This window comes from Prevotella sp. P5-50 (assembly GCF_002251295.1).
Lineage (GTDB): Bacteria > Bacteroidota > Bacteroidia > Bacteroidales > Bacteroidaceae > Prevotella.
The window spans coordinates 108665-132411 of the sequence record NZ_NPJA01000002.1; the positions used below are offsets into that span (position 1 = coordinate 108665).

General features: G+C 45.4%; 18 protein-coding genes and 1 pseudogene. 7 read left to right on the forward strand and 12 right to left on the reverse strand.

Translation table 11 applies throughout. From position 1 onward, the window contains the following. Positions 1 to 3: 3 nt before the first annotated feature. The 10 genes from CIK88_RS00910 to CIK88_RS00955 form a co-directional block, all read right to left on the reverse strand. A complete protein-coding gene (locus CIK88_RS00910) occupies positions 4 to 1260 on the reverse strand; it encodes a right-handed parallel beta-helix repeat-containing protein (RefSeq protein WP_144269555.1) in 1257 nt (418 codons plus the stop codon). 138 nt (positions 1261 to 1398) lie between these two features. Beyond that, positions 1399 to 1956, reverse strand: a complete 558-nt coding sequence (locus CIK88_RS00915; RefSeq protein ID WP_094390401.1) for an NADH peroxidase — start codon at positions 1954 to 1956, stop codon at positions 1399 to 1401. A gap of 88 nt (positions 1957 to 2044) precedes the next feature. After that, the gene (locus CIK88_RS00920; protein ID WP_254046817.1) at positions 2045 to 2968 is read right to left on the reverse strand and encodes a rhamnogalacturonan acetylesterase; all 924 of its coding nucleotides are present in this window, start codon (positions 2966 to 2968) and stop codon (positions 2045 to 2047) included. A gap of 24 nt (positions 2969 to 2992) precedes the next feature. Then, the gene (gene hisS, locus CIK88_RS00925) at positions 2993 to 4357 is read right to left on the reverse strand and encodes a histidine--tRNA ligase (RefSeq protein WP_094434004.1); all 1365 of its coding nucleotides are present in this window, start codon (positions 4355 to 4357) and stop codon (positions 2993 to 2995) included. Then, the gene (locus CIK88_RS00930; protein WP_094390399.1) at positions 4358 to 5629 is read right to left on the reverse strand and encodes an adenylosuccinate synthase; all 1272 of its coding nucleotides are present in this window, start codon (positions 5627 to 5629) and stop codon (positions 4358 to 4360) included. A gap of 9 nt (positions 5630 to 5638) precedes the next feature. Further along, complete coding sequence (locus CIK88_RS00935; protein WP_094390398.1) at positions 5639 to 6124, reverse strand: Fur family transcriptional regulator; 486 nt, start codon at positions 6122 to 6124, stop codon at positions 5639 to 5641. A gap of 62 nt (positions 6125 to 6186) precedes the next feature. Continuing rightward, a complete protein-coding gene (locus CIK88_RS00940; RefSeq protein ID WP_254046362.1) occupies positions 6187 to 6810 on the reverse strand; it encodes a DNA alkylation repair protein in 624 nt (207 codons plus the stop codon). A 20-nt stretch (positions 6811 to 6830) separates the two neighbouring features. Then, on the reverse strand, positions 6831 to 8774 hold the full coding sequence (locus CIK88_RS00945) for a dihydrofolate reductase (RefSeq protein ID WP_094390396.1): 1944 nt from the start codon (positions 8772 to 8774) through the stop codon (positions 6831 to 6833). After that, a complete protein-coding gene (locus CIK88_RS00950) occupies positions 8771 to 9235 on the reverse strand; it encodes an AraC family transcriptional regulator (protein ID WP_094390395.1) in 465 nt (154 codons plus the stop codon). The genes CIK88_RS00945 and CIK88_RS00950 overlap by 4 nt, the downstream gene beginning before the upstream one ends. A 326-nt stretch (positions 9236 to 9561) precedes the next feature. Next, positions 9562 to 10893 carry a YihY/virulence factor BrkB family protein gene (locus CIK88_RS00955; RefSeq protein WP_094434006.1) on the reverse strand — a complete coding sequence of 444 codons (1332 nt, stop codon included), beginning with the start codon at positions 10891 to 10893 and terminating at the stop codon, positions 9562 to 9564. Between the two features lie 436 nt (positions 10894 to 11329). Here CIK88_RS00955 and rlmD point away from each other — a divergent pair, with 436 nt between their 5' ends. Both rlmD and CIK88_RS00965 read left to right on the forward strand, forming a co-directional pair. Further along, positions 11330 to 12769 (forward strand): 23S rRNA (uracil(1939)-C(5))-methyltransferase RlmD, encoded by a 1440-nt coding sequence (gene rlmD, locus CIK88_RS00960; protein WP_094434007.1) that lies wholly within the window; start codon positions 11330 to 11332, stop codon positions 12767 to 12769. Between the two features lie 8 nt (positions 12770 to 12777). Further along, a complete protein-coding gene (locus tag CIK88_RS00965) occupies positions 12778 to 13863 on the forward strand; it encodes a porin (RefSeq protein ID WP_144269556.1) in 1086 nt (361 codons plus the stop codon). Here the strand turns inward: CIK88_RS00965 and CIK88_RS00970 are convergent. Further along, positions 13860 to 15107, reverse strand: a complete 1248-nt coding sequence (locus CIK88_RS00970) for an oligosaccharide flippase family protein (protein ID WP_094434008.1) — start codon at positions 15105 to 15107, stop codon at positions 13860 to 13862. The two genes, CIK88_RS00965 and CIK88_RS00970, sit on opposite strands and share 4 nt — an antisense overlap. 115 nt (positions 15108 to 15222) lie before the next feature. Between CIK88_RS00970 and thrA the strand changes: the two genes are divergently transcribed. From thrA to thrC, 3 genes are read left to right on the forward strand one after another with little or no spacing between them, the layout of a single operon-like run. Then, positions 15223 to 17661, forward strand: coding sequence for a bifunctional aspartate kinase/homoserine dehydrogenase I (gene thrA, locus CIK88_RS00975; protein ID WP_094434009.1), 2439 nt, complete (start codon positions 15223 to 15225; stop codon positions 17659 to 17661). A gap of 5 nt (positions 17662 to 17666) precedes the next feature. After that, entirely contained in the window at positions 17667 to 18902 is a 1236-nt protein-coding gene (locus tag CIK88_RS00980) for a cofactor-independent phosphoglycerate mutase (RefSeq protein WP_094390390.1), read from the forward strand. Continuing rightward, complete coding sequence (gene thrC / locus CIK88_RS00985; protein ID WP_094434010.1) at positions 18902 to 20203, forward strand: threonine synthase; 1302 nt, start codon at positions 18902 to 18904, stop codon at positions 20201 to 20203. Before CIK88_RS00980 ends, thrC begins: the two co-directional genes overlap by 1 nt. 129 nt (positions 20204 to 20332) lie before the next feature. On the opposite strand, the gene CIK88_RS00990 is transcribed toward thrC, so the two are convergent. Then, complete coding sequence (locus tag CIK88_RS00990) at positions 20333 to 20704, reverse strand: thioesterase family protein (protein WP_094390388.1); 372 nt, start codon at positions 20702 to 20704, stop codon at positions 20333 to 20335. A 152-nt stretch (positions 20705 to 20856) separates the two neighbouring features. Here CIK88_RS00990 and CIK88_RS00995 point away from each other — a divergent pair, with 152 nt between their 5' ends. Continuing rightward, positions 20857 to 22377 (forward strand): DUF4301 family protein, encoded by a 1521-nt coding sequence (locus CIK88_RS00995; RefSeq protein ID WP_094390387.1) that lies wholly within the window; start codon positions 20857 to 20859, stop codon positions 22375 to 22377. Between the two features lie 1066 nt (positions 22378 to 23443). Beyond that, positions 23444 to 23747: pseudogene (locus CIK88_RS01000) on the forward strand (IS1380 family transposase); the annotation flags it as partial.

A 23747-nucleotide genomic window follows, 5' to 3' on the forward strand; every position in this document is an offset into this window, starting at 1 on the left:
GTATTAAGGTTCTGAACTTGTTGTTTTCTCACGAATGTCACCAATGCCGAGTTGATAGGCTGGCGAAGTGGGCAACAACGAAAAATCATAACTTTGAATAGTTTCATCCACAAGGCGGAAATGTGACTTTCCGCCTTTTTCGTCATCCGTCGCCTCCCATACTATATCAGTAAAGGTATCGCCCATCAAAGGTTGATCACTACGAATCATGCAATGGGAGAAATGAAGATCGGAACTTTCTGCACTAAATACTAAATCATCGTATCCTGTCATCAGCGAATGGGTGCAGGCTACAGAAGCTTTGATGGTTCGGAAGGCCTCACCACGATCAGCCGAGAAGGGATAGAACTGTGCAAAAGTACAATGGTCAGCTGTCACACTCCCACCCTTTGCCTCTAAACAGCATCCGCCAGCATTGGTCAGCCGGCAATGAGTCAAGGCGAGATGTGCTCCTTCTGAAAAGATACCTGATGCACTGCTGTTGTGAACAGATGTGCGCAAGAGTGTGGCTTCCGCATTCGAACCTAACTGGAGCGCATCGGTGGCATTGCGAATCACACAGTCGATCCATTCACCTTTGGCATTGGGTGCCAAGACAATACCTTTCCATTGTCCGCTAACACGGTCGTAGGGCAAATCATCAAACATGGCATCGAGGCGGTCACCACGAAACAGGCATTCTGAAGCTTGAAGACTGCCTTCCACGTCAATGCCAGCACCATCATGAAAGAAAAGTTGCGCAGACCGAAGCGTCAGCTTGGCTCCCGTTGCAATATGCAATCCTTTCCGTATAATGATAGGACACGGACTATCCAGCGTAACATTTCCGTTAACATCCCACTGGTCGTGAATGTCAGCATCCCACTGATGAGCCCGCAAAGGAACCTTCTGTTGCTTTCCATGGGAAAGGTTGAACACCAGACAGTCGCCAATGGGTTGCACATCTGTTTGTCCACACTTGGGTGCGGTAAGTTCTACAAATACACAAACGGAGTCACCCTTGCGGACTTCTACCCCATTTAGCTCCCCGTCAAGATATTCGCCATCAACATTGACGCGAAATCCCTGTGTGCCCTTTTCAAGGGCGACACGATTTATAAGAAGAGAGGCGTCACAACGGTTATAGACCCAAAAAGAATAGGTAGATGAAGAAATAGTACTGAACACCGTGTCCATCTTCAGAGTGTCAACGGAAAATGTCAACACATCAGTATTGGTAGTCGAATACTTCTCTTCATCGGAGCAAGCAGCAACCATCATAGCAAGGGTTATACAGAAAATAAATATCCGTTTCATCATTAGACAAAACGGATATTCATTATGTTTATTGTCATCCACAGCTAAAAATAATTTGTTGCCATGGAATCTTCCGAACTTTTGGCAAGTCAGATGGAAATCTTATTTGCCAAAATATCTCTTCAGCAGTCCTGCGAAGCCTGCACCATGGCGAGCCTCATCTTTAGCCATTTCGTGTACGGTATCGTGGATAGCGTCAAAACCAGCTACCTTAGCATTCTTGGCAATACGGAACTTGTCCTCACAAGCTCCAGCCTCTGCAGCTGCACGCTTCTCCAGATTGGTCTTGGTATCCCAAACACACTCTCCAAGGAGCTCTGCAAACTTAGCAGCATGCTCAGCCTCTTCGAAAGCATAACGCTTGAAAGCCTCAGCAATTTCGGGATAGCCTTCACGGTCTGCCTGACGAGACATGGCAAGATACATTCCCACTTCTCCACACTCACCATTGAAATGGTTGCGCAGGTCTTGAATCATCTCTTCGCTCACACCTTCGGGTTTTCCATCTCCAATCTTATGAACTGTGGCATAAGTCATTTCTGCATCGTCTTTCAGTTCGGTAAACTTAGATGCAGGAGCCTTACAGATGGGGCACTTTTCAGGGGCAGCGTCGCCTTCGTAGATATATCCACAAACGGCACAAATAAACTTTTTCTTCATATTAGTATTCGTTTAGTTTTTTATTTGATTCAATGGCAAAGATACACATAAAAATTAAATCCCGCAAGAATATGCAGGATTTTATTTTTTAGTGTTTCGTTTTTTCCAAATTACATACATCGCCAGACGTACGGTAACGCGACAAGAGGGGAATCTCTTTGCAGAGTGCATCTGCCAGTCGCTGGGCTACCATGTGGGCACCATAGATATTGTAATGGGTGTTGTCCTGCCTACCTTGAGGGATGGCTGGATGTTCACCTGGCGCGTAAATCATGTGCAGTTTCTTAGAACCTTCCTCACCCAACGAATCTTCAAGCAGGTGGGTAATGCGGTTAGCATCTACGAAATGGACATTCATACGCTGCGCAACATCACGTGGTGCAACGATATAGAGACCATGAGTATCTACAAGTACGTGAGGGAGTTCGACGGCAGTTTTCTTCTTCTTGCGTTTAGCTTTCTCTGCGGAGGTAACCTTTCCTGTAGCCACCGTATTGCGCAGATTCTCATCGTCGATTTTCTGTCCAACAGGTTTTGCAGTCTGAGCCTGATCGGCAGGAAGCCAATTGCGTCGTACTACTGCATTCATCAGAATGGGGATTCCCCCTTTTTCACGCGTTTCTCTTACAAACTTTGCCAAGTTGTAATCGAAAGTAGAGCCTGGGTCTGTATGACGGTCGGCCTTAGGTTTCTCATCGTTGTGACCAAATTGGATAATGACGTAGTCTCCTGGTTTGAGGAGCGACAATACTTTATCCCAGCGTTTCTCGTTGATAAAGCTCTTAGAAGAACGTCCGTTGACAGCATGGTTATCAACTCGTACAAAGGTAGAATCAAAATAACATTGCAGAGCCATTCCCCACCCTCTTTCTGGTGACCCTGTAGAAAGGTCTTTCTGTGCAGCCGTTGAATCACCTATGATAAATATGGTGGTCACATGGTCGGCTTGGAAGGCACATACCACGCAAAACATGACGGCAAGCATAAACCAACGTCCAATCTTTTTCATCATTCAACTTTTTTATCGGATTGACGTTCAAGCCTTAACGATAGTCATCAGTTCATCACCAGAAACCATCTGCTGTTCGCCTGTTATCATGTTCTTCAACGTCACCTTACCTTCGTTCATCTCGTTTTCTCCTGCAAGGACAACAAACGGAATCTGCTTGGCATTGGCATAGTTCATCTGCTTCTTCATCTTGGCAGCATCAGGAAACATTTCGGTACGAATACCTGCCTGACGAGCCTTAGTGACGAGGGGCAGACAATAGGCTGTTTCCTTTTCACCGAAATTGATGAAGAGGAGTTGTGTAGCGTTAATGGAATCTTTTGGATAGAGATCGAGTGTGTTGAGGACATCATAGATGCGGTCTGCTCCAAACGATATGCCGACACCGCTAAGTCCTGGCATTCCGAAGATGCCAGTAAGGTTATCGTAGCGTCCACCACCTGTAATACTACCAATCTGCACATCGAGAGCTTTGACTTCGAAGATGGCACCGGTATAATAGTTCAGGCCACGGGCAAGTGTCAGATCGAGCTGGATTTCGTTGTTCAGTCCGATTGTTTTGAGCGTTTCAAGAATATAGCGAGTTTCCTCTACACCTTTCAATCCTGTTTCGCTCTCAGCCAGAACACCAGCGATGGTATTGAGCTTCTCATCATTACTTCCTGTCAAGGAGATAATAGGTTGCAACTTTTCTATCTGTGCGTCGCTGAGTCCGTCTTGACGGAGTTCCTCATTCACATTGTCAATACCGATCTTGTCGAGTTTGTCGATGGCAACGGTAATGTCAACAATCTTATCGGCAGCACCGATTACTTCAGCAATTCCCGTGAGAATCTTACGGTTGTTGATCTTAATCTGAACACGGATACCGAAACGGCTGAATACCGTATCTACGATCTGCATCAGTTCCACCTCGTTGAGCAAAGAGTCGGAACCCACCACATCAGCATCACATTGATAGAACTCACGATAACGGCCCTTCTGGGGACGGTCTGCGCGCCAAACGGGTTGAATCTGATAGCGCTTGAAAGGAAGTTGAAGTTCGTCGCGATGCATCACAACGTAACGTGCGAAAGGCACGGTAAGATCGTACCTCAATCCCTTTTCACACATTTTCGATGCCAAGTGGAGTGCATTACGCTCTGCGAGTTCTTCATCGCTTACCTTTGACAGGCAGTCACCACTATTCAGCACTTTGAAAAGCAGTTTGTCGCCCTCTTCGCCATATTTCCCCATGAGTGTTTGCAGCGTTTCCATGGCAGGGGTTTCAATCTGCTGGAATCCATAAAGTGCATAGACCTCACGGATGGTGTTGAAGATATAATTGCGCTTAGCCATCTCTATGGGAGAGAAGTCGCGCGTTCCCTTTGGAATATTTGGTTTCTGTGCCATTTATTTTCTTACGATGGTTTGTGCTCGGTCTGGACCGATTGAGATAATCTGAATGGGAGTCTCAAGTTGGGCTTCCAGGAATTTGATATAATCGTTGAATGCTTGTGGGAACTGCTCTTCGCTGGTAAACTGAGTCATGTCGGTTTTCCATCCTGGAAGTTCCTCATAGACCGGTTCAATATTTTCCTCAATATTATAGGGGAAATAGTCAATCTGCTGTCCATTCTGCTTATAGGCAACGCAAGCCTTGATGGTGTCAAATCCGTCGAGTACATCACTCTTCATCATGATAAGTTTAGTAACACCATTGACCATGATAGCATATTTCAAGGCAACAAGGTCAATCCATCCACAGCGGCGTTCACGACCGGTCACAGCACCATATTCGTGACCGAGGTCACGGATGCGCTTACCTGTTTCGTCAAAGAGTTCTGTGGGGAATGGTCCTGCTCCGACACGTGTGCAGTATGCTTTCATGATTCCAAATACATCTCCTATTTTGTTAGGACCGATACCGAGTCCGGTGCATGCTCCAGCACAAATGGTGTTAGAAGAAGTCACAAAGGGGTATGAGCCGAAATCCACATCAAGCATAGTGCCTTGAGCGCCTTCACAAAGTACGCTCTTGCCGCTCTTCAGCAGGTTGTTGATTTCATGTTCAGAATCGACGATATGGAACTGGCGAAGATAATCTATACCTTCCAGCCATTTCTTTTCCACTTCAGTAATGTCGTACTCGAAGTTCAAAGAACGGAGGATGGCTTCGTGGCGTGCCTTGCAAGCAGCATATTTCTCTTCAAAGTTTTCAAGGATGTCGCCTACACGGAGACCGTTACGTGATACTTTATCAGTATAGGTCGGTCCAATTCCCTTTCCTGTGGTTCCTACCTTATTCTTACCCTTTGCAGCCTCATAAGCGGCATCAAGAACACGGTGTGTGGGCATGATGAGGTGAGCCTTCTTAGAAATATGAAGACGGTTTTTCAGTTCATGACCACTGGCTTCAAGCGCCTTGGCTTCTTCCATGAACAAGTCTGGAGCGAGCACTACGCCATTGCCGATGATATTCACCTTTCCACCCTGGAAGATACCGGAGGGGATGCTGCGTAGCACATACTTCTGACCTTCGAACTCCAGCGTGTGACCAGCATTAGGACCACCTTGGAAACGTGCCACTACATCGTACTGTGGGGTCAATACATCGACCACCTTACCTTTACCTTCATCGCCCCACTGCAAACCAAGCAGGACGTCAACTTTACCTTGATTCATTGTTTCGGATTATTTTGATTCTTTATTTTCTTGTTTTTTCTTCTCCATCGTTAGTTTGGCCTGACAACTGCTACACACACCATAGATATATAATGTGTAACTGTCTTTTTTGAACCGTCGCAGCCGCATGGATTCGACTGCCTTCACGAGCGCTGTCGCCTTCACATCAGTCACTTTTCCACACAGGGTGCAAATCTGAAAGAACTGTCCACCTTTGTTGTATGCGGCACTATAAGTTACCTGTTTTTGGAAATGATGTTCTATTATAAGTCGCAGTTTGAGAAATAGCTTGATAGTATTGTAGAGTGTTGCCCTACTAACTGGGAATCTACGTTCTTCTGCGAGTCGTTTTCCAAGTTCATCGAGTGTGAAATATCCGTTCATAGCATAGACAGTTTCCAGAATAGCATATCGCTCAGGAGTCTTACGCCTGTTGTTCTGTGCCAGATAATTGTCTAAGATCTGCGTTACCGTTTCTTTCACGTTCTCTTTCATGACAGTTGCAGTTTAAAACCGCACAAAGTTACGACATTTTATCGAGATTATGCCTATATCGTTTAAAAAATGTCTATTTCTATTTGTTTTAATGCACTTTTGGCCAATCTTTCATAGACAAGTCCAAGGTCGGCAAAACGCGTCATCGTCTGAAGGGCAGCCTTCTTAACCGCCAGATTGTCACCTTGCAGGGCTACAAGTGCTTGGTCTATAAACTCGTTAATACCTCTTTCGTTAGGTTCTTGTCCCTTCATAAAAAGGCGGGTGAGCACATGGAAGCCACACAACTGGTAGAGTGGTTGTGGAGAGGCAATCCACTGGTAGGCTTTCTGTGCAGCAAATGGCAGATGCTGATAGAGGTTGAATGTGGCTTGTTCAGCAATTTCCTGGGTATGGGTCTGTTCCATCCAGATATCCACCACTTCAGCACATATTTCATCGGGAGGCATCAGCATGGTAGCTAAGATTTTACATTCCCTCACGTCAGCTTTCCACAATTCAATGGCGAGGTCGTAATCCTGTCCTATTTCTGCGGCCTTTTCTTTCAGCATAAGGATTGACGCTCCCCAATTGAGTTTATAGTCAGAGCCTTTGTCGCGCATCGACTGGGAAGTCTGTCCGTCCATAATCAATCGGAACGACTGTTTGATTTCGCGAACTTTATCTATTACTTGTTGTTTTTCCACTTGTCTTTATTTTGATGAACTCATATCAGCGTACCGTAGTCACTACTGTATCGTAGCATCTGTTGGGCGTAGCCTTCACTATAGTCAATCTCAATATGATCTATCTCCCCGTCAGCCCCTAACACCGGGTTGAGTATGGGATTGATGAATCCTTTATAAGGGGCCAACCCCAGTTGCTGGTAACGTTCGAGTATTTCACGATGAAGTGTGGGTTCGACTTTCACACCATATTGCTCCACCAATTGTCTGGCTGCCTCATAATCGCCCTCGCTCTTGATGCGTTGTACTTCGGCAAGCAGTTGTGCGAAAAGTTGGCGAAGCTGTGGGTAATCGGTGATACGTACGTATGTTTTTCCGTTGCACTTCTCAAGACTGATTGCATCGCCTTTCTCATAACACCACCTGGCTATGAGTGCCCTGTTGCGCATGTGAGCCTCTTCTATCTGCTGTCCGGGCTGGATACGGATGAGTTGCGTAAGCAGTCCGTTGAGCACATAACTGTAATACTGGGCTTTATAAGCCTCATCATCGGGAAGAAGCCCGAGCTCTATCAATTTCTTGTCGGCTATATAATAAAGTCCGAACAAGTCGGCGCGTGCTTCTTCTATAGTACTGCCGTAAGCCTTGAGTGCATCGGGATCTGTATGGGGTAAGAGTTGTCCACTTCCGTGTCCGAGACATTCATGAAGGTCTGTATGCAGTTCGTCGCAACGGTCTCCATACTTTTTGATGAGGTCAAGAGTTGCTTTGTCAACAACAAATTCCTCTTTGAATCCATTGCCCAGCGATGCTTTATTGTAAGCATCAGTAATATTGGTAATGGTAACACTCTTGCTGCCGTATTGTGCTCTAATCCAGTCGGCATTAGGTAGGTTGATGCCAATGGCGGTTGAGGGATATTCATCGCCGCCAAGCATGGCAGCACAGATAGCCTTTGCCATGACGCCTTTCACCTTCGGCTTGCGGAATTGCGGATCCACGGGCGAGTGATCTTCAAACCATTGTGCATTGTCGCTTATGAGTTTGGTGCGACGTGTGGCTTCCTTGTCTGTATATTCCACAATACCTTCCCATGAACCTTTCAGGCCGAGCGGATCGCCATAGACCTCAATAAATCCGTTGACATAGTCGATGTCGCCTTCGTGACATTTCACCCACTTGATACAGTAGTCGTTGAAATCTTGCAGATTACCACTCTTATAATACTGTATAAGGGCTGTTGTCACCTCTTCCTGCTGTGGGGTTTCTGCCACATCCTTGGCTTTTTCAAGCCAATAGACGATCTGTTTGATAGCCTTACCGTATTTCCCGTCAGCACACCATGTCTGCTCCTCTATTCCTTGTGGAGTTTTCACAAGAGTGGAATTAAGTCCAAAAGAAGGAGGTTGCTGACCTTTATAATCGCGTTTCTGCGCATGATAGAAGTCTTCCACTTCCGTCTGCGTCAAACCTTGGTAGTAGTTGCATGCTGAGGTTGTGACAAGGTCTGCACCGTCAGCCTGATTGACTCGTTTGGGCAGAATTTCAGGATTAAAAATCACGGGAAACAATTCATCGCACAACTGTCCGACCGTTTCCCCTTCACATAACGGCAAAGAGGTTAAATCTATCTGTTCCAAAACTTGACGCAAATAACATTCGTCAAATTCCGGAATCATTTTTTCTGTGCCGTAGTGGTGATAAATTCCGCTTGAAAACCACACCCGCTTGAGATAAACTTCCAAAGCCCGGAAATTATCATTATCGCGATCTATCCTATCGGAGGTATAGACAGCTTCCAGCATTTTGCGTATGCGAAGATTATATCGTCCAAACTGGTCGAATGTAATATCGCGTCCGTAGAGTGTAGCTTGCGAAAGATAATAGACATACAGCTGTTGACGCTTGCTGAGTTGCTCAAAACCATTCAGTCGGTAGCGCAACAGCTGTATGTCTGCGAAGTGTTCGTCTTCGTATTGGATCATTTCGACGATCTGTCTTTCTTCTGATTCTCCACTTTCTGAGAGGGGTGTTGTTCAAGGAACTTCACACGATACTCTCTTGGCGACATATTCATGATGCGATAGAAAGAGGCATAGAATGACTGACGGTTAGAGAATCCTACCATGTCGCTGATTTGCTCCATGGTGAGCTTCTGATAACGTCGGTCAACCATGAGTGACATGGCCTCATCGATTCTGTACTTGTTAACAAAGCAAGAGTAATTGGTATGGAACTTCACGTTGATGACTGCTGACACATAACGTGTGTTTGTTCCAAGGTCCATTGCCAGTTGTTTGGCAGAATACTCTTTGTCCTTGTACTTTTCCTGAATTACAATAATGCGAAGGATTTTTTCTTTCAGAGTGTCCATCATTTCAGGATTAACTAGGCTCCGATACTTCGCCTCGTGTTCTTTTTTTTCTGTGATATTATACTTAGCCATAACTGTAAATGTAATAGCGGTTATTATTTAGCTACAAAATTAGCATATTTTTTTCAGACAGCACAACTTTTTTCATAAATATTTAACAACTTTGTGCAATTTTTAAGATTTTACATCAAATCCCTTTTTCACAACAAGTGCGTGAATCGCCAGTCTTTAAAAACATACTATATTATTATTCAGATACTTATATCGTTTTTATTGAAGCAAAAACCTGTTGTTTATAAAATTTTAAAAAATTACGTTATTAATTACCTTTCTTTTCAAACATTCTTTTCTTTAGCAGACAAGCACTTCGAAAGTTTCTGCTTTCAGACCCGCCTGCTCTACTGAACTTTTGCCAGGTCTTCCAACGGAATATTGCGCAATTGATGCAGGTACTCCGTATGAATTTCCAAAGTTTTACTCCATTGTTCCGTGAAGAGTGCGCTGACATCAAGTTCTATCTTCCAAGTGCCTACACTCTCCAAATGGTCAACCATAGTGCCTACCGTCATGTTGCGCAAGTCATGGGCTGGAATAAAGGAAGATGTCTCACCCTTTTCGTCGGCAGATACCTCCAGCAGCAATTTGGCATCAATCAACTTGTAAAGCAAATCGTTGACAATACGTATGGGCAAACGGGTGCGCTTACGCAAGTCGAGAGCGGTCAAAGGCCGACCTCCTTGTTTGAAGCGTTGCGCCACACAACTCATCAACAGAGCACACATCATGACTCGGTAACGATAACTTATTTCGCCTGTATTGGCATCATAATCATAATAATCGAGATTCTGATTCGTATAACAGAGTTCTACGCCAAAAAGACAGATGGTCCAGGAAATCTGCAACCAGAGCATAAATAAAGGTAAGGCTGCAAAAGAACCATAGATGGCATTATAACTCGACAGAAACATTTGAGCATGAATATAGAAAATCTGCACGCCCTGCATCGCAATACCTGCAAGAATACCTGGCACGACGGCACACATTGGTTTTACATGCGTATTGGGCATAAAGATATAAAAGGCGATAAAGAGGCCCGACATCAATACATACGGCACCATGTCTATCAGAAACCTTACCACAGGAGTCAACAACATGAAATCATCCATCTCGTTGACCATAGTCGCCATAAAGATTGACAATCCAGAGGTCAGGACAATAAGGATGGGAAAACAGAAGAACATGGCAAGATAATCCGTAAAGGTACGGAAAATGGTGCGTGGTTTCTTCACCTGCCAAATCTCATTAAATGCCTGTTCCACATTACTCACCAGCATCAAAACGGTATAGAGCATGAACAGCAGGCCAATACCAAGGAAAATGCCGCTTTTCGTATGTACCAAATAGCTGTTTACAAAGCCTATGATAACCTCGGCTGCCTGTGGCTGGGACTGCAAAGCATCACGAAACCACACCTCAATATATTTATTATATCCAAAACCACGGGCAATGGCAAAGACCACTGCCAGGATAGGCACAATAGCCAACAGAGACGAATAAGTCAGTGCCGCCGCCTTATTCACCACGCGTTTGGCTGTAAAGAAGCGAATGGCGAGTATGAGTTTCTTAAGGATCTCTATCATAATCCACTTGAACGGAGTCGTATCGTCTTCGTTCAATTGCCATAGTCCGTAACGGAAAAAACCGATTATATGTCTAATTTGCTCTTTCATATTGTTTGAACTGCAAAGATAAGAAAAATATATTATAATTCCCAACAAAGGTGCTGATATTTTCAAGCTATCGGCTTATTCTACAAAAGGTCGAACCTTAAAAAGCCTCATTCTGTTCCCATGCACCTCCACAATAACACGCAACAGGGTCTGCTTGGTTATGGGAATTACTACGGACTTATAACGGACTCATGGCGGAAACGTATCCCGAACACTTCCCGATGGCATCCCGAAGCCGAGAGCAGAGCCATAAGGTCCACTTTATGGCTTTGCCGAGACAAAAAAGACAAGACCAAAGGTCATGGCGTCCAGAAGCCGAGAGCAGAGCCAATTTTCTCTCAAAACATCATATTTTATTCACATTTTTGGATATTTCTAATTTTTGCATTAACTTTGTCCGTCATATCAAACAATAACAGACAAGAAATACAACAATATGACAAGAAAGAAAAAGGCATTACCCATACTCGAAAACATCACCATCACAGACTTTGCAGCAGAAGGAAAATGTGTTGCAAGGGTCAACGATATGGTTGTCTTCGTGCCTTGGTCTGTTCCCGGCGATGTAGTGGATTTACAGGTCAGAAGAAAGAAACATAGTTTTATGGAGGCTGAAATCATACGCTTCCATGAGGAAAGTCCCCTCCGAACAAAACCATTCTGCCAACACTTCGGCACCTGCGGAGGATGTAAATGGCAGCAGCTCCCCTACGAGGAACAACTGAAAATGAAGCAACAACAGGTGAAAGACCAACTGACTCGCATTGGCAAAATCACCCTACCCGACTTCCGTCCTATCCTCGGTTCGGTAAAAACACAGGAATACCGCAACAAACTCGATTTCGGATGTTGTAACAAACGTTATCTGACCAACGAAGAAATCAGTAGCGGACTGCAATTCCAGCGCAACGCCATAGGATTCCATATTACAGGTGCCTTCGACAAAATACTGCCCATTGAGAAATGCTGGCTGATGGACCATCTGCAAAACGAAATCAGAAACGAGATTTTCGATTATGCACTAAACCACGAGATGTCTTTCTTTGACCTCAGAGCACAAACCGGACTCTTGAGAGATGTCATCGTACGCAACTCCAATACGGGCGAATGGATGGTCATCATTCAGTTCCACTATGATGAAGAAGGTGATGAACAACGGGCTGCAGAACTTCTGCAACACGTGGCAGATAAATTCCCGCAAATCACAGCATTACTCTATGTCAACAACCAGAAATGTAATGACACCATAGGTGATCAGGATGTTATCGTGTTCAAAGGCAACGACCACATCTTCGAAACCATGGAAGACCTGCGGTTTAAGGTGGGACCGAAATCGTTCTACCAAACCAATACCGAACAGGCCTACCACCTTTACTCCGTTGTCAGAGAGTTCGCTTTCATGCCTGTTAACGGACAGACGCCCAACGAAGCGCCTCTGATCTACGACCTTTACACCGGTACGGGAACCATTGCCAACTTTGTTGCTGCCAAAGCCAGCAAAGTCATCGGTATCGAATATGTGCCAGAAGCCATTGAAGACGCCAAGGTCAATTCCAGCATCAACGGCATTGGCAATACCCTGTTCTATGCAGGGGACATGAAAGATATTCTGACCGATGAGTTTATCCAACAACACGGCAGACCCGATGTTATCGTGACAGACCCACCAAGAGCAGGAATGCACCCTGATGTTGTAAACACCATTCTGAATGCTGCGCCACAACGTATCGTATATGTGAGTTGCAATCCTGCCACTCAAGCACGCGACCTACAATTGCTCGACGTGGCCTATACGGTCAACGAGGTGCAACCCGTAGATATGTTTCCACACACTCCTCACGTAGAAAATGTTGTATTACTAACCAGAAGATCATAATTAAGAATATGAGAAAAATCGTTTTGCTTCTCACAGCCTCGTTGTTCGTACTCGGCATCAAAGCACAGGAAAACAAACAGGAAAAGAAAACCGTTTCCGTAGAACTTCCACAATGGGTCAAAGACATCAAACTCAGCGGATATGGAATGTTGCAGTATCAGGCTCAAGACCCCTACCGCACAACAACAGATGAAGAGGGAAACATCATCACAGAAAATAATGCTTCAAACACCTTCAACATCAGACTGCTAAGACTCATGCTCGATGGAAAAATCGGCGACGTGGCATGGCGTGCACAATTCCAAGGAAGCGGATCGTCTGCCTTTCTTGTTGACCTCTATGCGGAATGGCAGAAATACAGAGAAATACGAGTCAAAGCAGGACAATTCAAACGTGCTTTCACCTTTGAAAGTCCTACAAACCCCATCGACCAAGGTTTCTACTCCTATGCACTCGTCATCAACAACCTCGTGGGCTACGGAGACCGGACGGGAGAGAAATCGGCAGGAGGACGTGACATCGGCGTCCAACTGCAGGGTGATTTGCTAAAAAACAAAGCCGGACGCTATCTGTTACACTATCAGGTGGGAGTATATAATGGCGAAGGTATCAACACAAAAGATGCTGACAACAGAAAAGATATTATCGGAGGACTTTGGCTGATGCCGGTTGAAGGGCTTCGCATAGGTGCTTTCGGATGGACTGGAAGCAGAGCGGGCGTAGGCACAAAAAACCGTTATGCGCTATCGGCTGAATACAGCAAGAACGACTGGACTTTCCGGTCAGAATACATCCACAGTCAGGGTGCAGCGGCTCCTGGCAAAAACCTTGGCGATAAAGCCGACGGACTCTACGCATTCGGTATTGCACCTGTCATTCCCAAGAAACTCTATGCCAAAGCACGATACAATATGTACCGACAGGATAAATCATGGAGTTCGTCAAAAACCATGTACGAAATGGGTATCAACTATGTTTTCTGCAAAAACCTGCAGGTCAACATGGAATATGCCCGCGTCAACGACAGAACGATTGCCAATCCTGACAAACACAACTACAACTTTGTAGATCTTCAGCTTGACTTCCGCTTCTAAAGCCGGAAGTCAAACTGATATCTGGCATAAATATGGATGAGCAATAAGTCGAAAACATGGGCTATAAAGATTCCGACGCCCACACCCGAAAGACCGGAATAATGCCATCCGACAATAACTGAAATCACAAAAAACACATAATAGACTGCCTCCAAAAGAAGATAGTCAAGCGAACGGCCTCGCGCTAAGGTGAGATAAGCAACAGGAAGTGTTGCCGACTTAAGTATCATCGCGCCTGCCCACCAACGGGCAAGAGGAACAATAGGCAGAAACGATGAAGAAAGCAACAATGGTACTAACCACGGCAACAACACCATAACGATCAAGACTAACGGAATAGTCAAACCGGTCAACACCAACAACTGACGGCGCACTATTCCTGAAGCCGCACGATGGTCAGAGGTTGCTGACAGACGAGGCATGTAATCCTGTTCTAAAGCGGAAAACAAAATGGCCATATAACCTGCTGTAAGCAATTGGGCTGAACTAAACCATCCTACCACCTGCGAAGATGCTTCGCCTTGAAGCCACACACGAATACCATATTCTGATGCTGCACCTATTACAGCTGCCAAGGTAAAGGCCATTCCTAAACGAAACATGGAGCGCATTTCTGACAATGGAAACAGGGTATTGGCTTTTGGAAACTGCAACGGACATACGCGCAACGAACAAAAAAGTACGGGCAACAGGGCTGCTAATGCTGTTAAAACCACTACCGCTACGATGGATGACGCTCCATAATATATATATAGAGGTACGGTCAGCAAGAGACTCGACAATACGGAGACGATCTGCGACAAGGCCAACCAACGAAGGCGACGGGCGGCTTTAAGGATTGCCAACTCACCTGAACAGACGATCATCAACAAGACTGCTGGCGACAACAGCCAATGCCCCATCAGACCGCAGACAACCAACCCTAACGATCCGCCGGATATTGTCAACAACCGTACAGACCATACGCTCCGAATGCGTTGCACATCCCCTTCGTCAAAAGCCAACGACAAACGACGGACGCCACTCAACGACACACCCATGCCACAAAGCTGGACCAACATATTGACCAACGTATTGAGCAACGAAAGAGCACCTACACCGTCAGGGCCAAGAAACAAGGCCGCACACTTATTGCGGATAAGTGAAGCGACAACATTAACCGCCTGAACGCCACCAAAAAGGCCGGTGACCATTAAAATATGACGGAATGGCGAAACGCCACTGTTTCTTCTGGTAATCTTCATACTACCCTATTAAACGACAAAATGGCTCAAATTATTGCACTATCGGTAATAAATCTCACGATTTTCCTTTTTTTTTGCTTGCATTTGTGAGATTTTTCGTACTTTTGCATATTGTATGAAAGTATTAAAGTTTGGCGGCACTTCCGTCGGTTCTATAGAGAGTATTCTCAGTTTGAAAAGTATCGTTGAGTCAGAGACCCAACCCGTCATTGTCGTGGTCAGCGCTTTAGGAGGCATCACAGACAAACTGATTGCCATTTCACAACAGGCACTAACCGGTGACGAACAATATAAAGAGGAGTTTGAAAACATCGTCAAACGCCATCATCACATGGTGGAAAACATCATCAAAGACGAAACGGCGAAAAAAGCGCTGCTCGGCACACTCAACGACCTCTTCGATCAGTTGCGATCCATCTACTATGGCGTATTCCTCATACATGACCTCAGCGCAAAAACGCAGGCCACAATAGTCAGTTATGGAGAACGCCTGAGCTCGCATATCGTAGGGACGCTTATCAAAAACGGTAAGCGAATGAATTCACGCGACTTCATCAAGACCATCAACAAACAGGGTAAACATACACTCGACACCAAACTCACCAACCAACTGGTGAAAGATACTTTCGCTACTATCGACTTCAATACGACAGTTCCTGTGGTGCCCGGTTTCATCAGCAGAGACAGAGACACCAACGAGACAACCAATCTGGGACGAGGCGGAAGCGACTATACCGCTTCTATTATCGCAGCAGCACTCGATGCTGACGTGTTGGAAATATGGACTGACGTCAACGGATTCATGACAGCCGACCCACGCGTCATCAAGTCGGCTTATACCATCAACGAATTGTCCTACATCGAGGCGATGGAATTGTGCAACTTCGGAGCTAAAGTCGTATATCCTCCTACCATATATCCGGTTTGCGTCAAAAACATTCCTATCAAGGTCAAAAACACATTCAACCCCTCTGATCCCGGAACGATCATCAAAGACAAGATTGAAAACGACCGCAAACCCATCAAGGGTATTTCAAGCATCAAAGGAACAACACTCATCACCGTTACCGGCCTGTCAATGGTCGGTGTGATTGGTGTCAACAGACGCATCTTCACAGCATTGGCAAACAATGGTATCTCGGTATTCATGGTGTCGCAGGCATCGTCTGAGAACTCTACGTCAATAGGTGTGCGCGATGAGGATGCTGACAAAGCCGTTGAAACACTCAACGAGGAATTTGCAAAAGAAATCAAAACAGGAGCTATGTTCCCCATGCACGCTGAAAGCGGATTGGCTACAATCGCTATCGTGGGCGAAAACATGAAACATACACCTGGTATTGCCGGTAAACTCTTCGGTACATTGGGACGAAGCGGAATATCCGTCATCGCCTGTGCACAGGGTGCATCCGAAACAAACATCTCGTTTGTTGTCCACTCAAAATATCTGCGTAAATCCCTCAACGTACTGCACGACTCGTTCTTCTTGTCGGAATACAAAGTACTCAACTTGTTTGTGTGTGGTGTGGGAACCGTCGGAGGTAACCTCCTGCAACAGATTGCATCACAATATCAGGAACTCGCCGATACACGCCAACTGAAACTTAACGTAGTGGGTATCGCCAGTTCACACAATGCCATCTTCAACCGAGAAGGCCTTGACCTGAACAACTACAAAGAGCAGCTGAAAGCGTCGGAGCCCAGCAACATTTCAAAAATGTGCAAGGAAGTGGTGGGCATGAATATCTTCAATTCCGTATTCGTTGACTGCACAGCCAGCAGCGAAGTGGCAGAACTGTACCAGACGTTTCTGGAGCACAATATTTCAGTCGTAACAGCCAACAAAATTGCTGCCTCTGCGGAGTATGAAAAATATGCGAAACTCAAAGAAACTGCGCTGCGCCGTGGCGTGAAATTTCTCTTCGAAACCAATGTGGGCGCAGGACTGCCTATCATTGGCACCATCAACGACTTGAGAAATTCAGGCGACAAGATCCTTAAAATCGAAGCGGTATTATCTGGTACGCTTAACTATATCTTCAATACAATAGCAGCCGACGTACCTTTCTCTGAAACAGTCAGACTTGCCAAAGAGGAAGGCTATTCAGAACCGGACCCACGTATCGACCTGTGCGGTAAGGATGTTATCCGTAAGTTGGTCATCCTTACTCGCGAAGCAGGATATAGAGTAGAACAAAGCGACGTCGTGAAACAGTTGTTCATGCCAGATGATTTCTTCGAGGGTAGTCTGGAGGATTTCTGGAAGCGCCTACCGTCACTTGATGCTGACTTTGAGCGCCGCCGTGAAATATTGGAGAAAGAGAAGAAACGCTGGCGCTTTGTGGCGAGCATGGAGATGGGCAAGACAAAAGTGTCGTTGGAGGCCGTCAGCGAACATCATCCTTTCTATGGTCTTGAAGGATCAAACAACATCGTCCTGCTGACGACAGAACGATACAAAGAATACCCCATGCTCATACAGGGCTATGGAGCTGGTGCAGGTGTAACTGCAGCAGGTGTGTTTGCTAACATCATGTCAATTGCTAATATATAATCACATTGAAACATATCATCATATTGGGCGACGGAATGGCTGACCACCCCGTTGAAAGACTTGGTGGAAAAACACTCTTGGAATATGCACGCCCTGAATACATGAACCGCTTGGCTAAAATGGGACGGACAGGAAGACTGCAAACCATCCCAAGTGGATTTGCTCCGGGTAGCGAAGTAGCTAATACGTCCATTCTCGGATACGACCTCAACAAGGTATATGAAGGACGTGGCCCGCTTGAGGCTGCTTCTATCGGATATGAACTGCATCCCGATGACTTGGCGCTACGGTGCAACATCATCTCGCTGGCGGATGGGAATATCATCACACACAATGGCGGAAACCTTGAAACGGCTGATGCAGATGTGTTGATACAAGAGCTCAACAAATACCTGGGAGATGACCGTGTGCGCTTTATCACTGGCATTCAATACCGTCACCTGCTCGTCATTCGTGGTGGTTCAAAACATGTTGTCTGTGCTCCCCCACACGACCATCCCAATGAACCATGGGAGAAACTATTGGTGAAGGCAGAAGACAACGCACCTGTTGAACCAGGAAGAATGACTGCAGAGGAAACGGCAGAACTCATCAACAGACTCATCATAGAATCCCAGCAGATTCTGTCCGCACATCCTTTCAATCGCAACAGGGCGGCAAAAGGTGAACGACAGGCCAATAGTATTTGGCCATGGGGCGGTGGATACCGACCTTCCATGCAGCCACTCACACAACTCTACCCACAGGTTAAGAGCGGTACCGTGATTTCTGCCGTTGACCTGATCAGAGGCATAGGACATTATGCCGGACTGGAAATCGTCAACGTAGAAGGTGCTACTGGTTTGGCAAATACCAACTACGAAGGTAAGGCACAGGCTGCTATTGAAGCCTTGCAACACGATGACTTCGTATTTGTTCATGTAGAGGCTACTGACGAAGCTGGTCATGATGGCGACCTCGAACTGAAACTGCGGGCCATTGACTATCTTGACAAACGGCTTATCAAACCCGTTTATGAAGCCGTATGTCAAATGAACGAACCCGTATGCATCGCTATCCTCCCCGACCACCCTACTCCCGTGGAAATGCGCATCCATGTCGATGAACCTGTCCCCTTCCTGATCTGGCATCCTGGCATCGAGGCTGACGCAGTAGAACATTATGATGAGGTGAGTTGCGTAAGCGGCAGTTATGGGATGTTGAAACTCAATGAATTTATGAACCAACTGATGAAAATATAATGAAATATTACAGTACAAACGGAAAAGCGCCAAACGCAGACTTGCATAAGGCTGTAGTAAAAGGTCTGGCAGAAGATAAAGGTCTATACATGCCTGAAAAGATCAAGGCATTACCACAGTCGTTTTTCGACCATATCGAGACACTTTCATTTCAGGAAATCGCCTATACAGTTGCCGATGCCTTCTTCGGTGAGGATGTGGAGGCGGATGCGCTGAAGAAGATTGTGTATGATACTTTAGCCTTTGACTGTCCTGTGGTAGAGGTTGAACCGACCATCTACTCGCTCGAACTCTTCCATGGTCCCACTCTTGCATTCAAAGATGTAGGTGCACGTTTCATGGCTCGTCTGTTACAGTATTTCATCAGCAAAGAAAAGAAAGGCCGCGTGAATGTTCTCGTGGCAACCAGTGGAGACACGGGTAGTGCCGTTGCCAACGGATTCCTCGATGTTGAAGGTATTCATGTCTATGTTCTTTATCCAAAAGGCAAGGTCAGCAAAATACAAGAGTCACAGTTTACGACCTTGGGACAGAACATCACAGCCATTGAAGTTGATGGAGTCTTTGACGACTGTCAGGCATTGGTGAAAGCAGCTTTTATGGATCAGGAACTCAACGCGCACATGTGCCTCACATCGGCAAACTCTATCAATGTTGCGCGCTTTCTGCCACAGTCGTTCTACTATTTCAATGCCTATGCACGCATGAAAGAGCGCGGACTTGCTGATAAACTGGTGGCTTGTGTTCCCAGTGGCAACTTCGGCAATATCTGCTCTGCCCTCTTCGGCAAAAAGATGGGTCTCCCCATCAGCCGTTTTATCGCAGCCAACAATGCCAACGATATCTTCTATAAATATCTCTGTACTGGCAAATACGAACCAAAAACCAGCGTACAGACCTTGGCCAATGCGATGGATGTGGGCGATCCCTCAAACTTCGCACGCATCTATGACCTTTATAAGGGAAGTCATCAGGATATCTGCCAAGACATCAGCGGTGCCACCTATTCCGACGAACAAATCAAAGAGACGATGACACAATGCTATCGGGATAATGGTTACACGTTGGATCCGCACGGAGCCTGTGGTTACCGTGCACTCAAGGAAGGATTGCAACCTGGAGAGGTTGGCGTATTCTTGGAAACAGCACATCCTGCTAAGTTCAAAGAGAAGGTCGATGCCATCCTCCATACCGACATCACCATTCCAGAACGTCTTGCTGCATTTATGAAAGGCGAAAAGAAGAGCATTCCCATGACGAAAGATTTCGTAGATTTCAAATCATTTCTCATGCAAGAATAACATCATCAGGCTATCATCACCACCTTTCTGATATTTTGAAGAAAGGTAAACTTAGGTAAATAATGCAATAAACAAAAAGAGAATCTCTGAATTTGAATAGAGATTCTCTTTTTTTCTTGACGTATGGACTTACAGCTTTGAGAGGAATTTCTCCCGGTCCACAACAAAGCGAAGATGAGTGCCCTCACCAAGCAATTGTTCGCCGCAGAATGCTTTCACAGCATATTCTATTTTCCGACCATCTACTTTGGTTACCTCTGCCGTAGCCGTTACGGTTTCGCCGATTTTTGTCGGCCGAAGATGCGAAGATTCAATATGACCGCCTACTGTAGTACTGCCCTCCGGCAACACATCAGCAACAGCCAGCATGGCGGCATTTTCCATAAGCGCCATCATGGCTGGAGTCGCCAATACCTCCATATCTCCAGAACCTATCTTCTTCGCTGTTACATTTTCGTCAACAACCAGCTCACTGGTATGTTTCATTCCTGTTTCTATCATATTTCCGTTCTATTAAGTTTTTATAAATGAAATGCGAAATTAGTTGATTTTACTGAAACAGCCAAATATTTTTATCATTCTTTTTTGGTGGTGTGCAATATAATTCCTATCTTTGCATCAAAACAAATTCAATACTAACAATCCTATATATTATGGAATATTCACAAGAAGATCTAAAACAGATTTCCCAAAAAGGAATCAACGAAGCACAAGTAGAGAAACAACTTGAACTATTCAAAAAAGGGTTCCCTTTTCTGAAGCTTGAAGCTGCTGCTAGCATTCAGCATGGTATCATGGCACCCAGCGATGCTGACCGGAAGAAATATATAGAGGCATGGGAAAGCTACAAGAAAGCAGGCCACAGAGTAGTCAAATTCGTACCTGCCTCTGGAGCCGCAAGCCGTATGTTCAAAGACATGTTTGCCTTTGTCGATGCCGACTATGATATCCCCACAACAGACTTTGAGAAAAAATTCTTCGACAACATCAGCCACTTCGCCTTCTACAACGAACTTGATGCTGCCTGCCGCAAGAACAATGGAAAAGGCATCAGCCAACTCATAGCCGATGGACAATACAAAGCTGTAGTAGAAAATATGCTCAAACCGGAAGGCCTCAACTACGGACAACTGCCAAAAGGTATGCTGCTGTTCCACAACTATCCGGAAGGAGCACGCACACCAATGGAAGAGCATCTTGTGGAAGGTGCCCTCTACGCTGCCTCTAACAACGAGGCTCACGTACATTTCACGGTGAGCCATGAGCACATGGACTACTTCAAACAGCGCGTAGCCATGAAAGCCGATTCTTTTGCAAAGAAATATGGAATCCGCTATGACATCAGTTTCTCAGAGCAAAAACCTTCTACCGACACCATTGCTGCCAATCCTGACGGTACCCCGTTCCGCAACCAAGACGGATCTCTGTTGTTCCGTCCCGGAGGCCATGGCGCACTTATCGAGAATCTGAACGAGATCAGCGCCGATGTCATATTCGTCAAAAACATAGATAATGTAGTTCCAGACCGACTGAAAGACGAAACAGTGGAATGGAAACAAATCATTGCAGGAGTATTGGTAACGCTCCAGAAACGCGCTTTCGACTATCTACAGCTGCTTGAAACCGGTTGTTACAACCACCAGCAGATTGAAGAAATCATCCGTTTCGTCCAACAAGATCTTTGCTGCCGCAAAAACAACATCAAGGAACTGGAAGATGCAGAACTGGTAATGTACCTCAAAAAGAAGCTCAACCGTCCCATGCGCGTGTGTGGCGTCGTGAAAAATGTAGGCGAACCGGGAGGTGGTCCTTTCCTCACCTACAACCAAGACGGAACCGTATCGCTGCAAATTCTGGAAAGTTCACAGATAGACAAATCAAATACCGCTTATATGGAAATGTTTACCAAGGGAACACATTTCAATCCAGTCGATTTGGTCTGCGCCGTGAAAGACTATCAGGACAAGCCTTTCAATCTGCCCGACTTTGTAGATCCTACCACAGGATTCATCTCACAGAAATCCAAAGACGGAAAACCGCTACAGGCACTTGAGCTCCCAGGCCTTTGGAATGGTGCCATGAGCAATTGGAATACTATCTTTGTGGAAGTTCCTCTTGGCACTTTTAATCCTGTAAAGACCGTCAACGACTTATTGCGCAGCCAGCATCAATAAGACTTTGCGATATTAACAAACACCGCGGCACTTTTCCATCATCAAGAAAGTGCCGCTTTTATTTTATCAGAACCTCCGTGTGCGGTCCCTTTTAATGTCGGAAATCGAATGACACGGATTTTTTGCCTTGGTGCTCCGGTGTTATAGATCCGTAGTTCCGTGGTTCTGTAAATCCGTAATATTTCTGGCCATAGGCCATATTTTATCAAAGATTTCCTCCAAAGATTTCTTGCGAAGCAACCCAAACTCATCCAGCTAAATCAGCATAAAGTATTATAATTTAAGTTAAATCAATACTGGTTTTAGTTAAATATAATTAATAGGCGATATAAAAAGTGCCAAATCTCTTGCATTCTGGGGGTTTCATGTTGTATATTTGTATTTCAAGACGAGGATGATTTCCTAAACAAGAAAGAAACCTTCAAACCAAAAGTCAAACAAATAATTTACAACTAAAAAACCACTTATGTTTACAAAACAAGTAATTCAACACACCATCCGGTCCCGACAGAGACACAACGGTTTCCCGATCGCTTCTCGTTCGGTTCCCGTTAACTTCTCGTTAGGTCCTCGTTCGTCTCTCGTTCGTCTCTCGTTGGTTATTCGTTAGTCTATCGAAGACCGATCGAGGACCGAACGAGGAACAAGCAAAAAACGAACGAAAGAGCAACGAATATCGATCGAGATGCCGACGAGAAGCTATCGAAAACCCAACGAGAAGCCCCCGTCATGGCTTGCAGAATACCCTTTTGCAACCACAAACCAGCATACAGCCCCTCACCCTGCTTCTGCCGAGGCAGACAGCAGTACTTTCAGACCCACTCAGGCATTCTCACGGCGAATCAAGCCATTTGTAAAATTTGAGTGCAAAGAAACAGATAAAAATCCAAACAAAAGCCACGGCAATCAGACTTTGTATAATTTTATATCCTTAATTCCGCAACACTATAATTTAACTTTATTTATAAGTTCCTGAGCAACAAAAAGTTGCCCAGGATTTTGCCATGTCAGAATTTTCACTTATCTTAGTGTTGCAAAAAGAAAACAAGCAAAACTCTAATATGACATGGCAAAAATACAAATTAAATCTGAGAAACTCACACCTTTTGGAGGAATTTTTTCAATCATGGAGAAATTTGACTCCATGCTTTCACCCGTTATCGACTCAACACTGGGTCAGAGATGCAGCAGTATCTTCGGATATCAGTTCAGCGAGATAGTCCGTTCGCTGATGAGCGTTTATTTCTGTGGCGGCTCATGCGTGGAAGATGTAACGTCACAACTGATGCGCCATCTCTCGTATCATCCTACCCTTCGTACATGCAGCTCTGATACCATCCTCAGAGCCATCAAGGAACTGACACAGGAAA